Source organism: Pseudomonas sp. NPDC098740 (assembly GCF_044760065.1).
Taxonomy (GTDB): Bacteria; Pseudomonadota; Gammaproteobacteria; order Pseudomonadales; family Pseudomonadaceae; genus Aquipseudomonas; species Aquipseudomonas rossensis.
In genome coordinates this window covers 293,756-305,979 of the sequence record NZ_JBIWAM010000004.1, presented here as the reverse complement: position 1 = coordinate 305,979, position 12,224 = coordinate 293,756, and the positions used below count along the sequence as shown (strand labels likewise).

11 protein-coding genes and 2 pseudogenes are annotated in these 12,224 nt (G+C 61.1%); 7 read left to right on the top strand and 6 right to left on the bottom strand.

Annotated elements, in window-relative coordinates:
* Nucleotides 1–67 precede the first annotated feature (67 nt).
* The 3 genes and pseudogenes from ACIQU2_RS07380 (at nt 68) to ACIQU2_RS07370 (ending at nt 2,531) form a co-directional block, all read left to right on the top strand.
* Nucleotides 68–601: a chalcone isomerase family protein gene (locus ACIQU2_RS07380; protein WP_403139712.1), complete on the top strand. Its 534-nt coding sequence runs from the start codon at nt 68–70 to the stop codon at nt 599–601.
* A 10-nt stretch (nt 602–611) separates the two neighbouring features.
* The gene (locus ACIQU2_RS07375; RefSeq protein ID WP_347806399.1) at nt 612–1,136 is read left to right on the top strand and encodes a DUF3833 domain-containing protein; all 525 of its coding nucleotides are present in this window, start codon (nt 612–614) and stop codon (nt 1,134–1,136) included.
* 77 nt (nt 1,137–1,213) lie between these two features.
* A pseudogene (locus tag ACIQU2_RS07370) lies at nt 1,214–2,531 on the top strand (Nramp family divalent metal transporter).
* A 21-nt stretch (nt 2,532–2,552) separates the two neighbouring features.
* Here ACIQU2_RS07370 and ACIQU2_RS07365 read toward each other — a convergent pair.
* Nucleotides 2,553–3,335, bottom strand: a pseudogene (locus ACIQU2_RS07365) (LysR substrate-binding domain-containing protein); the annotation flags it as partial.
* A 5-nt stretch (nt 3,336–3,340) separates the two neighbouring features.
* On the opposite strand from ACIQU2_RS07365, the gene ACIQU2_RS07360 reads away from it, so the two are divergent.
* Entirely contained in the window at nt 3,341–3,886 is a 546-nt protein-coding gene (locus ACIQU2_RS07360) for an NADPH-dependent F420 reductase (RefSeq protein WP_403139798.1), read from the top strand.
* Between the two features lie 266 nt (nt 3,887–4,152).
* On the opposite strand, the gene ACIQU2_RS07355 is transcribed toward ACIQU2_RS07360, so the two are convergent.
* Genes ACIQU2_RS07355 through ACIQU2_RS07345 form a run of 3 tightly spaced genes read right to left on the bottom strand, consistent with a single transcriptional unit; the run spans nt 4,153 to nt 6,746 of the window.
* Nucleotides 4,153–5,334, bottom strand: coding sequence for an acetyl-CoA C-acetyltransferase (locus ACIQU2_RS07355; RefSeq protein WP_403139710.1), 1,182 nt, complete (start codon nt 5,332–5,334; stop codon nt 4,153–4,155).
* An 11-nt stretch (nt 5,335–5,345) separates the two neighbouring features.
* A complete protein-coding gene (locus tag ACIQU2_RS07350; RefSeq protein WP_403139708.1) occupies nt 5,346–6,011 on the bottom strand; it encodes a CoA transferase subunit B in 666 nt (221 codons plus the stop codon).
* A 36-nt stretch (nt 6,012–6,047) separates the two neighbouring features.
* Nucleotides 6,048–6,746, bottom strand: coding sequence for a CoA transferase subunit A (locus ACIQU2_RS07345; RefSeq protein WP_403139705.1), 699 nt, complete (start codon nt 6,744–6,746; stop codon nt 6,048–6,050).
* 209 nt (nt 6,747–6,955) lie between these two features.
* Here ACIQU2_RS07345 and ACIQU2_RS07340 point away from each other — a divergent pair, with 209 nt between their 5' ends.
* The gene (locus ACIQU2_RS07340) at nt 6,956–7,858 is read left to right on the top strand and encodes a LysR substrate-binding domain-containing protein (protein ID WP_403139703.1); all 903 of its coding nucleotides are present in this window, start codon (nt 6,956–6,958) and stop codon (nt 7,856–7,858) included.
* 115 nt (nt 7,859–7,973) lie between these two features.
* On the opposite strand, the gene ACIQU2_RS07335 is transcribed toward ACIQU2_RS07340, so the two are convergent.
* Together ACIQU2_RS07335 and ACIQU2_RS07330 are read right to left on the bottom strand one after the other, a co-directional pair.
* Entirely contained in the window at nt 7,974–8,816 is an 843-nt protein-coding gene (locus ACIQU2_RS07335) for an NAD-dependent protein deacetylase (protein WP_347804686.1), read from the bottom strand.
* Between the two features lie 148 nt (nt 8,817–8,964).
* Nucleotides 8,965–10,011 carry a class I SAM-dependent methyltransferase gene (locus ACIQU2_RS07330; RefSeq protein ID WP_403139700.1) on the bottom strand — a complete coding sequence of 349 codons (1,047 nt, stop codon included), beginning with the start codon at nt 10,009–10,011 and terminating at the stop codon, nt 8,965–8,967.
* 597 nt (nt 10,012–10,608) lie between these two features.
* Between ACIQU2_RS07330 and ACIQU2_RS07325 the strand changes: the two genes are divergently transcribed.
* Together ACIQU2_RS07325 and ACIQU2_RS07320 are read left to right on the top strand one after the other, a co-directional pair.
* Nucleotides 10,609–11,448 (top strand): DUF692 domain-containing protein, encoded by an 840-nt coding sequence (locus ACIQU2_RS07325; RefSeq protein WP_403139698.1) that lies wholly within the window; start codon nt 10,609–10,611, stop codon nt 11,446–11,448.
* The gene (locus tag ACIQU2_RS07320) at nt 11,441–12,196 is read left to right on the top strand and encodes a DUF2063 domain-containing protein (protein WP_403139696.1); all 756 of its coding nucleotides are present in this window, start codon (nt 11,441–11,443) and stop codon (nt 12,194–12,196) included. Before ACIQU2_RS07325 ends, ACIQU2_RS07320 begins: the two co-directional genes overlap by 8 nt.
* Nucleotides 12,197–12,224 lie beyond the last annotated feature (28 nt).

Below are 12,224 nucleotides of genomic sequence, written 5' to 3'. Positions count from 1 at the left end.
AAATAATTGTACAAAATGATGCTTTGCGTATAAGTTTTTAGCAGATACCCATGGTGAAAAGAACGCGATGAACAGACCCCGATTACGCCTGTATTACGGTGTGTTGTTGCTGGGATTGTCATGCACTCAGGCCTTGGCCAATTGGCAGGAGGCATTGCCCGGTGCGCAGATCATCGGCACCGGCGAGTTTCGGGTGTTCGGTTTCGCCGTCTACAACGCTCGGCTCTGGAGTGCGGCCCGGCCCTTGGCGCCGGACCAGCCGTTTGCCCTGGAACTGATCTATCAGCGCAGCATTTCCCGCGATGATCTGGTGCAGGCCAGTGTCGATGAAATCAAGCGGTTGTCCGGCGCCTCGGTCAGCACCGAGCAACTCGAGCGCTGGAAGGTGCAGATGCAACAGTCGTTCGTCGATGTAAAAGCCGGCACCCGCATTACCGGCGTTTATTTGCCGGGGCAGGGGGCGCGGTTCTTTGTCGGCCAGCAGCCGCAACACGAGGTGAAAGACCCGCAATTCGCCCGGGCCTTTTTCGATATCTGGCTCGACCCACGTACACGTAATCCCGAGTTGCGCCAGCAGTTGCTGGGCAGCGCCAAGCCTTGAGGTGCATGACATGCTGAAGAATCTGCTGTTGGTGTTGTGCGTCTGCCTGGCCGGTTGCAGCGTCGATGTGCAGCGCTACAGCGAGCAAAACCCCAAGCTCGATCTACCCGGGTTCTTCGTCGGGCGAGTGGATGGCTGGGGAATGTTCCAGAAGCGCTCGGGCGAGGTGATCAAGCGCTTTCATGTGCTGATCAACAGCCGAATGGACGGCCAGAACCTGATCATGCATGAAGCCTTTACCTACAGCGATGGCACCCGGCAGACCCGCGTCTGGACGTTGTACCCGGACGGCCCTGGCCGTTGGCGCGGTACGGCCAGCGATGTGGTCGGCGAGTCCCGCGGTGAGGTCGCCGGCAACGCGCTGCACTGGCGCTATGAACTCAGCCTGCCGGTGGACGACAAGGTCTACCAAGTGCATTTCGACGACTGGATGTACTTGCTGGACGAAAACACCATGGCCAATCGCTCAGCCATGACCAAGTTCGGTGTTGAGTTGGGCCAGGTGACATTGTTCTTCCGCCGCCACGGCGCCTGATACCCGGGCATCTGCCTCTGGGGCGCACGGGCTGAAACGTCTAAGCTGCGCTTTTCCACCTGTCGACGGATGTTTGCGTGAAATTCAGTTTGCCCAAAACCGCCACGGCGCCGTTCTGTCCGCCGGAAGTGGCGGTCAGCGTGGCCGTTGATCCGCGCGCCTCATTCTTCAAGCGAATGCTGCGCTTTGCCGGTCCTGGCTTGCTGGTGTCCATCGGCTACATGGACCCGGGCAACTGGGCGACCGCCATAGAGGCCGGCTCGCGGTTTGGTTACAGCTTGTTGTTCGTGGTGCTGCTGGCGAGTCTGGCGGGGATGGTGGTGCAGTGTTTGTGTTCGCGCCTGGGCATTGCCACCGGGCGTGATCTGGCGCAGTTGTCCCGGGAGCGCTACAGCACGCGCACCGCACGGACCCAGTGGGTGTTGGCGGAATCTCGATCATCGCCACTGACCTGGCCGAAGTGCTCGGCTGCGCCCTGGCGTTCCATTGCTGCTGGGCTGTTCGCTGACCTTCGGAATCGCGCTCACGGCGTTCGACACGTTGCTGGTGCTGGCCCTGCAAAACCGTGGCTTGCGCCGACTCGAAGCGATCATGCTGGTGTTGGTGGGCACCATTGGCGTGTGTTTTTTCGTTGAATTGCTGCTGATCAAACCCTACTGGCCGGACGTCGCCCGGGGTTTCACTCCGTCACTGTCCGCCATCGGTGATGCCGCGCCGCTGTACCTGGCCATCGGTATTCTCGGGGCCACGGTGATGCCGCATAACTTGTACCTGCACACCTCCATCGTGCAGACCCGGATGATGGGCAAGGACATGGCCAGCAAGCAGGACGCGGTGAAACTGGCGCGCATCGACACCATCGGCTCCCTGGCGCTGGCGTTGCTGGTCAACGCGGCCATCCTGATCCTCGCCGCGGCGGCGTTCCACAAGACTGGGCATACCGACGTTGTGGACATCCAGGACGCTTATCACCTGCTCGACCCGTTGGTGGGCGGGGCGCTAGCCAGTGTGTTGTTTGGCGTCGCGTTGCTGGCTTCGGGTCAGAGCTCGACCTTCACCGGGACCATCGCCGGGCAAGTGATCATGGAGGGCTTCCTGAACCTGCGGATTCCTTGCTGGCAACGGCGATTGCTCACGCGCGGGCTGGCGCTGATCCCGGCGTTCATTGGCGTCTGGCTGATGGGCGACAATGCGATCGGCAAGCTGCTGGTGTTGAGTCAGGTGGTGTTGAGTCTGCAATTGCCGTTTGCGTTGTATCCACTGATTCGCATGACCAACGATCACAGGCTCATGGGGCCGTTGGTGAATCGGTGGCCGACGCGGGTGCTGGCGTGGGGGTTGTTTGGGGTGATCAGCGGGGCGAATAGCTGGTTGATCTTGCAGTTTTTGGTGTGAAATCCTTAAAAGATCGCAGCCCCGTTCAAACGCCTCAACGATAAAGTCGATAAACACCCGAGTCTTGGCCGGCATCAACGTCCGGCTCGGGTAATACAGCGAAATCGGCCCCGCGTCGGCATGCCAATCGGGCAGCAGGCGCACCAGTTCGCCACGCTGGATATTCGCCAGCACATCCGGCAACACCAGCAGTGTCACGCCCAAGCCGAGTATCGCCGCTTCGCGCATGGCGGCCGGGTCATTGAGCACAATGTGTTCGTTCAGATTGGCCGGTGCTTCGTTGCCCGCGCCATCATGCATCAGCCATTGGCGAATCCGCCCGGTACGGGTGCCGCGCATCACAATGCCGGTGTGTCCGGACAGGTCTGCCGGACTGTCGGGCAGGCTGCGTCCTGCGAGGTAGGCGGGAGAGGCGACCGCCACCACGTGCGCCGCCGCCAACGTCCGCGACACCACCCCTGGCGTCAACTTGAAGCCGCCGCCAATGGCCGCGTCATACCCTTCGGCAATCAAATCCACAGGGCGGTTTTCGAAGTGCCATTCCGGGCGAATCAGCGGGTAGCGCGCCAGGAACGCCGGCAGCAGCGGCAAGACATGACCGATGCCAAACGTCGGCGCCAGACTGACCTTGAGCACACCCGCCGGCTCGCCTTGGTCGCTGCTTACCGCGCTGATCGCTGTCTGTAACGCTTCCAGATTGCCGCCGATGCTCGTCAGAAAGCGTTCCCCGGCTTCGGTCAGGGACAGCTTGCGGGTCGAGCGCTGGAACAGTCGCACGCCGATGTTGCGTTCGAGCATGGCCAAGAGCACTGTCGCGTCAAGGCATTGAAGTGGTGATCGCCAACAGCCGTGGGCCGCAAAGCCTGGCCTCGCTGGTGGCAGAACTCGGGCCAACGGCGCGTGCCGGAACCCGCGAGGAGGCCGCCGCACAAGCTATCGTGTTGGTTGCGGTCAACTGGTCGAAGTTGCCGACCGCGCTCGCCGGTCTGCCGGATTTTGGCGGGCGGATTGTCATCGATGCCAACAACTCAATTGAGGCGCCGTCGTTCAAGGCCGTGGATTTACAGGGGCGAATGTCCAGCGAAGTGTTTGCCGAATGGGTGCCCGGTGCGCGGGTGGTGAAGGCGTTCAATCACCTTCAGGCGCGGTTTCTGAAAAGCGATCCGGCGGCGGACGGTGGGCGGCGGGTGCTGTTTCTCTCGGGTGATGATGCCGATGCGAAAGCTCAAGTGGCGGCGCTGATCGAACAGCTGGGCTTCTTCGGGATTGATCTGGGGGAATTGAGCGTCGGGGCGCGGCTGGTGCAGTTTCCAGGCGGTCCGCTGCCGGTGCTGAATCTGGTGAAATTCGCCTGACGATGCAACCTGTAGCAGCTGGCGAAGCCTGCGTTCGGCTGCGAAGCAGTCGTTAATTCAGACAATGCGGTGTCTCAGGAAGACCGCGCACTCAGGTTTGACGACTGCTTCGCAGCCGAACGCAGGCTTTGCCAGCTGCTACAAAGTATGCGGCGCGGCGTAGATTTATGACTGACTGTAGGACCCGGTGCGACGTGAATCGCACCGGGTGTTTTGCCAGACGGCGAACGGATATTCGTGGGTCCCCGCGCCGTCTGTTGAACGCTTTACGTCCGTTCGATCGCCAGTGCCACGCCCTGACCACCACCGATGCACAGGGTGGCGAGGCCTTTCTTGGCGTCACGCTTGATCATTTCATGCAGCAGAGTCACCAGTACTCGACAACCCGACGCACCGATCGGGTGGCCCAGAGCGATAGCGCCGCCGTTGACGTTGACCTTGTTCAGGTCCCATTCCAGATCCTTGGCCACCGCCAGAGATTGCGCAGCGAAGGCTTCGTTGGCTTCGATCAGGTCCAGTTGGTCGATGGACCAGCCGGCCTTGTCCAGGCAACGACGAGTCGCGCTGACCGGGCCGATGCCCATGATCGCCGGGTCGACGCCCGCATTGGCGTAAGCCGCGATTTTCGCCAGCACGGGCAGGCCGAGGGCCTTGGCCTTTTCCGCGCTCATCAGGATCACGGCGGCGGCACCGTCGTTCAGGGAGGAGGCGTTACCAGCGGTCACCGAACCGTCCTTCTTGAAGGCCGGTTTCAGTTTGCCCAGGGAGTCGGCGGTGGTGCCGGCGCGTGGTTGTTCATCGGTGGCGAAGGACAGCGGATCACCCTTACGCTGAGGAATCAGGATCGGCGTGATCTCATCGGCAAAACGCCCGGCTTCGATGGCGGCCGTGGCTTTTTGCTGCGAGGCCGCGGCGAAGGCGTCTTGTTGCTCGCGAGTCAGGCTGTACTTGTCAGCCAGGTTCTCTGCGGTGATGCCCATGTGGTAATCGTTGAACGCATCCCACAGGCCGTCGCTGATCATGGTGTCGACGATTTGCGCGTGACCCATGCGCAGGCCGGTGCGGGCGCCGGGCATGACGTAATTGGACAGGCTCATGTTTTCCTGGCCGCCGGCAATGATCACGTCGGCATCGCCGCAACGAATCGCCTGAGTGGCCAGGTGCAGCGCTTTCAGGCCCGAGCCGCAAACCTTGTTCAGGGTCATCGCAGGCACGGTAAATGGCAGGCCAGCCTTGATCGCGGACTGGCGGGCAGGGTTTTGTCCGGCGCCGGCGGTCAACACCTGGCCCATGATCACTTCATCGACTTCAGCTACGTCCAGGCCGGTTTGCGCCAGCAACTGACGGATCACCGCGGCACCGAGATCAACCGCGGACACGTTGGCCAGGGCACCCTGGAAACTGCCAATGGCGGTACGGGTGGCGGCGACAATGACGACTTCTTGCATGGAATGATTCCTCACTGGGCAGCGAACTGCATTTCCGGAACGTGATTCGGCACGATCAGTTTACCGGCGGTCTTGGCGACAATCTCCTCGACGCTGACGCCCGGTGCACGCTCCTTGAGAATGAACGCGCCGTTTTCGATTTCCAGGTAAGCCAGGTCAGTCAGCACACGCTTGATGCAACCGGCGCCGGTCAGTGGCAGGCTGCATTTGGACAACAGCTTGGACTCACCGTCCTTGGACGCGTGGGTCATGATGACGATGATGTTGTCTGCACCGGCTACCAGGTCCATGGCGCCGCCCATGCCCTTGACCAGCTTGCCGGGAATCATCCACGAGGCGATGTTGCCTTGCACGTCTACTTCAAAGGCGCCCAGCACGGTCAGGTCGACATGACCGCCGCGGATCATCGCGAAGGACTCGGCCGAGGAAAAGATCGACGCGCCGATACGCGCGGTCACCGTTTGTTTGCCGGCGTTGATCATGTCGGCATCGATGGTTTCTTCAGTAGGAAACGGGCCCATGCCCAGCAGGCCGTTTTCCGACTGCAGCATGACTTCCATGCCTTCGGGAATGTAGTTGGCGACCAGGGTCGGAATGCCGATGCCCAGGTTCACGTAAAAGCCGTCCTGCATTTCGCGGGCGACGCGTTGAGCCATTTGTTCGCGGGAAAGTGCCATTGTTGTTATTCCTTCATTCGGTCCGGGGGCAGGGGATCACTTACGCACGGTGCGCTGTTCGATGCGCTTCTCGAACGTGCCGCAAATGACCCGGTCGACGTAGATGCCAGGCGTGTGGATCTGCGACGGGTCCAGCTCGCCGGGTTCGACAATTTCTTCGACTTCGACCACGGTAATCTTGCCCGCGGTGGCGGCCAGCGGGTTGAAGTTCTGGGCGGTGTGGCGGTAGATGACGTTGCCGAAATGGTCGGCTTTCCAGCCTTTGACGATGGCGAAGTCACCGGTGATGGATTCTTCCATCAGGTACTTGCGACCGTGGAATTCGCGCACTTCCTTGCCGTCGGCAACGGGAGTGCCGACGCCGGTGGCGGTGAAGAACGCCGGGATGCCGGCGCCGCCAGCGCGCATTTTTTCGGCCAGGGTGCCTTGAGGGGTCAGGACTACTTCGATGGCGCCGCTGAGCAGTTGCTCCTCGAACATTTTGTTCTCGCCGACGTAGGACGCCACCACCTTGCGGATCTGCCGGTCTTCCAGCAGCACGCCGAGGCCGAAACCGTCGACGCCGCAGTTGTTGGAAACCACGGTGAGGTCACGCGTGCCTTTGCGCTTGATCTCGGCGATGAGGTTTTCCGGGATCCCGCACAGACCGAAGCCGCCGGCAATCACGGTCATGCCGTCTTCAAGACCTGCCAGAGCTTCCTCGTAGGAACTCACGCGCTTGTCGAAACCTGCCATATGCACCTCTTTTATTCTTTGTGGGCGGCTGGCTAGCCGTATGGGATGGAGTGTCTCGCCGCAGTATTCATTTGTTAAGTTGATTTTTAAGGTTGATTGATAGATAAAACTCACCAATAACCCCTGTGGGAGCGAGCTTGCTCGCGATGGCGATTTTAAGGAAGCCATCGCGGGCAAGCCGTGCTCCTGATTACTGGAGCAACTCGCACATGACAGTCAAGCAGATCCGCGCATTCCTGGCCGTGGCCCAGAGTTTGAGTTTTGCCGTGGCCTGCGAGCGGTTGCACCTGTCGCAATCGGCCTTGAGCCTGACCATCAAGGCGCTGGAGGAGGGGCTGGGCGGGCGCCTGTTCACCCGCAATACACGCAATGTCGCGCTGACCGCGGAAGGCGAGTCGCTGGTGCCACTGGCGCGTCGTCTGATTGCCGACTGGGACAATGCCGAGGATGAGCTGCGCCAACGCTTTACCCTCCAGCGCGGTCGCGTGACGCTGGCGGCGATGCCCTCATTTGCCGGCAACCTGCTGCCGCCGATCCTGAAAACCTTCCGCGCGCGCTATCCCAAGGTCAACGTCACGGTGAATGACGTGATCAACGAGCAGGTGCTGGAGATGGTGCGTGACCGGCAGGTTGAGCTGGGGGTGGCGTTTGAACCGACTCAGAGTTCATCACTGGCATTCACGCCGTTGTACATGGATCGGTTTGTGGCCGTTGTGCCGAAGGATTCTCCTTTTGCCGAACGGGATGACATTGATTGGCAGACCTTGCTCAAGGAACCGTTCATCACCTTGCAGCGACCGTCCACGGTGCGGGTGATGCTCGAAGAACACTTGCAGGCGCGCGGGATGAAATTGCCGGTGGAGTTTGAGAGCCATCAATTGGCGACGGTGGGGCGGATGGTGGCCAGCGGGTTGGGGGTTAGCGCGGTGCCGGCGTTGTGTGTCGGGCAGATGCTGGAACTGGGTGCGCGGTGCATTACCTTGCGCGATCCGGTGGTGGAGCGGGCGATCGGGGTGTTGACCAAGCCAGGGATTGAGCTGTCGGCAGCGGCTCAGGCGTTGTTCGATATTCTTAAAGCCGAAAACCTCGGCCAGCGCCTTTCTGCGCGATGAACACAATACCCTGTGGGAGCGGGCTTGCCCGCGATGGCGGTGTGTCAGTCGACGAATATGTTGGATATGCAGGCCTCATCGCGGGCAAGCCCGCTCCCACAGGGTTTTGGGTTGATCAGGATGAGAGGTGTTGAGCCAGTAAGGGCAAAAGCCGCTCACACGAGGCTTCTATTTTCAGATCAAGGATGTCATCCGCCCGAGTCTTCCCCAGATTAATCGCAATCAACGGTTTCCCCTGATCCGCCACCGCCCGGCATAACCGAAACGCCGAATACGCCATCAGCGAAGACCCCACCACCAGCAACCCCGCAGCCTTTTCGACCGCCGCCATCGCTTTGGCCGCCGTCGCCTGCGCCACGTTCTCGCCAAAAAACACCACATCCGGCTTCATCCGCTCACCCGCGCAATGCGGGCAATGCGGCACCTGAAACCGCGCCTCAAACGCCGCATCCAGCAGCGTGTCGCCATCGGGTGCCTGCACCGCGTCCACGCCGGCCAGATACGGATTCTGCGCTTCCATCAGTTGCTGGATCGAATCCCGTTCGCTGCGTTTTCCGCAGTCCAGGCACAACACCCGGTGCAGGCTGCCGTGAAGTTCGATGACGTCATGGCTGCCGGCCTGGTCGTGCAGGGTGTCGACGTTTTGAGTGATCAGCCCGCTGATCTGCTGCGAACTTTGCAAACTGGCCAAGGCCTCGTGGGCCACGTTCGGCTGGGCCTGGCGCACCCGCGGCCAACCGAGCATCGCCCGCGCCCAATAGCGACGCTGGGATTCGGGGGCGGAGAGAAACTCCTGATACATCATCGGTTGCCGGCCACGCCGCACGCCCTGGTTGTCGCGGTAGTCCGGAATGCCCGACGGAGTGCTGATGCCGGCGCCGGTCAGGACCACAAACGGCTGCTCGGCCATTAACTGCTGAAGGTGGTCGAGTTGTTCGCGGATGAGGTTGTCGAGCATGTTCAACACTCCGGGGGGGCTGTAGGAGCTGCCGCAGGCTGCGATCTTTTGATCTTGATTTGACGATGCTCAAATCGCTGAAGATCAAAAGATCGCAGCCTGCGGCAGCTCCTACAGTAGACCGTCAGCCGTCAGCCGTCAGTGGTGTTTACTTACGCGCCTCCAAAATCAGGTTGAACGGTGTTTCCGTAGCCCGCCGGAACGTCTTGAACCCCGCCTCGGTGAAGACCTTGCGCAGCCGCGCCTCGCCAGCCTGGGCGCCGAGCCCGAGGCCGACTTCCTGGGACAGCGAGTTCGGGGTGCAGATGAAGGTCGAAGCGGCGTAGAACAAGCGGCCAACCGGGGTGATGTTGTCGTCGAGCGAGTCGTTGGCGAACGGTTCCACCAGCAGTACCGTGCCGTCCGGTTTCAGTGCGTCATAAGCGTGCCGCGCCGCGCCCACCGGATCGCCCATGTCGTGCAGGCAGTCGAAGTAGCAGACCAGGTCATAGTCGTCGCCGGGGAAGCTTTTTGCCGTGCCCTGGAAGAACCGCGCACGCCCGGACACGCCACCGGCTTCAGCGCGCTGGGTGGCGACGGTGACGGAGGGCGCGTGGTAGTCGAAACCGACGAACCGCGAATCCGGAAACGACTGGGCCATGATCACGGTGGATGCGCCGTGGCCGCAGCCGATATCCGCCACTTTGGCGCCAGTCTCCAGTTTGGCGACCACGCCTTCGAGCGCCGGTAGCCATTCGGCGACCAAATGCGCTTTATAACCTGGCCGGAAGAACCGCTCCGTGCCGCTGAACATGCACGGATGGTGATCGCCCCAGGCGAGGGCACCGTCGCCGCGCATGGCGTTGACCAGTTTGTCCTTGTCATGGAAAAACGATGCAACCACCCCGACGCCCCCCGCGATATAGACCGGTGAGTCTTCGATCGCCAGTGCCAGGGCCTGCTCTTCGGGCAGGCGGAACTGGCCGTCGCGGTGTTCCATGTAACCGGAAGCTGCGTGGGCGCTGAGCCATTCGCGCAGCAGGCGGGGGTTGCAGCCGGTTTTGTCAGCGAGGGCTTCCGGGGTGACTGGCTGACTGTCGGCCATGGCCCGGTACAGTCCGAGCTCTTCGCCGAGGATGACGTTGGCGAGCATCGCCGCGCCGCCCATGTCGTTCACCAGTTTGCCCATGAAATCATTGAGTCTGGCCTCGTCCATCACGTGTGCTCCTTCAGCAGGATCACAGTCCAGAGGCCTTGTTTTTCGAGGCGTTCAGCTCTGGGCGGTGGTCGTGGGAATGAACAGGACGATAACCACGCCCTGCGTGCATTTAGTTTAGTTCGGGGGCCGTGCAGCGCTTCTTTGAGCGACGAAAGCTCATTTCCCTGACTGACACTGGCCCCTGTGGGAGCGGGCTTGCCCGCGATGGCGGTGTGTCAGGCGACAAATATGTTGGGTCTGTCGGCCTCATCGCGGGCAAGCCAGCTCCCACAGGGACGCATGTACCCCACTGTATCTAACCGGCCTCCCGATACAGTGCCCGCTAACTCAGGGCTACTGCCGAACACAGGCGAGATACAAACCTGCGATTAACTGCGTAGGCCATTTGGCACCGTGCTGGATCGCATCGGCATTGGCCATCTGGTGCGCGAGAAGTACGACCTGGCTTAACGCGCAACGGCGGGTCTGTACCACAGTGTGTACAGACCCGCTTGCGATACAACTGCTGCGATTTTCTGCTGGAGCGGAACACAGACCCGATACACCCTTTCGGTTAACTGTGATTCCGTTCTGACAATCATTGAGATCGACATCATGCAGACCCCCATCACATCAGCGAAGGCGACCGTCGGGCTCGGTTTGCGTCGCGGTTTAATGAAGGACCTTCAGGCAGCCCGTGTGGGCGATTTCGATTTTCTGGAAGTCGCGCCGGAAAACTGGATCGGCATCGGTGGCGCTCATGTTCATGCGCTGCGTGCCCTGGCCGAGCGTTATCCGTTGTCCTGTCATGGCTTGTCACTGTCATTGGGCGGCCCGGCACCGCTGGACGTCGGGTTTCTGCAGGAAGTCCGGGTGTTCCTCGATCACTACAACGTGCCGCTGTACAGCGAGCATTTAAGCTACTGCAGCGATGACGGTCACCTTTACGACTTGCTGCCGTTGCCCTTTACCGAAGAAGCGGTGCATCACGTCGCCGCACGAATTCGCCAGGCCCAAGACATTCTTGGTCGGTGCCTGGCGGTGGAGAACGTCTCCTACTACGCCGCGCCACAGCAAGACATGGACGAGGTGACCTTCACCAATGCGGTGCTGCGCGAAGCCGATTGCAACCTGTTGCTGGACGTTAACAATGTGTACGTCAACTCGATCAATCACGGTTTCGATCCGCAGACCTTTCTGGCGGGCATCGATTCGGGCCGGGTGGTGGCCATGCACGTGGCCGGGCATTTCGATGAGTCCGACACCTTGAAAATCGACACCCACGGCGCTTCGGTCAAACCGGTGGTCTGGTCGTTGCTGGCTGAGGCTTACGCTCGCTTCGGCGCGCAGCCGACGCTGCTGGAACGGGATTTCAACTTTCCGGCATTTTCCGAACTGGTGGCCGAATTGCAGACCATTCGCCGCCTGCAAACCGAGGGGGTGAACCGTGGATAAGCCGAGCCTGTTTGAGCAGCAAAACACCCTGGGCCTTTACCTGCGCGATCCCGATCATTGCGCGCCACCGGCCGGGATGGACGTGACACGGGCGCAGGTTTATCGCGACCTGATTTTCGCGAACCTGTCGTCGTTGCTCAGCGGGACTTTTCCGGTGCTGATCAAGATTCTCGGTGATGAACACTGGCGTTCACTGGTACGGATTTTCCTGCGCGACTACCGCGCGCACACGCCGAAATTCGGCGAGATCGCCAAGGAGTTTGTCGAGTTCCTGGCCTCGGAACCGCAAGCGTTGGCCGAAGGGGCATGGCCGCCGTTCATGGTGGAGCTGGCGCATTACGAGTGGATCGAGATGGCGTTGCAGCAGTCCGAGGCCGAACCGTTGCCGCTGAGCGATGCCGGGTTGTTGCTGGACCGACCGTTGCAGGTTTCGCCGCTGGCCTGCCCGTTGGCGTATGCCTGGCCGGTGCAGTTGGTGGGGCCGGATTATCAACCGGAGACAGCGCCGGCTCCGCCGACATTGCTGTTGGTGCGTCGGGCTGAGGACTGGAGTGTGAAGTTTTCTGCACTGAGCCCGTTGGCTTGGCGGTTGATGCAGCGGATTGAGGAACTTCCTCAACTGGACGGGCGTGAGCAGCTGGAAGGATTGGCGGTGGAGGCGGGGATGGCTGGGTCGCCGGAGTTTATGGACACTGGGGCGGTGTTGTTGCGGCAGATGCATGAAGAAGGAGTGGTGGGCTTGGCATGATCGTTCCCACGCGCGTGGGAACGATCAA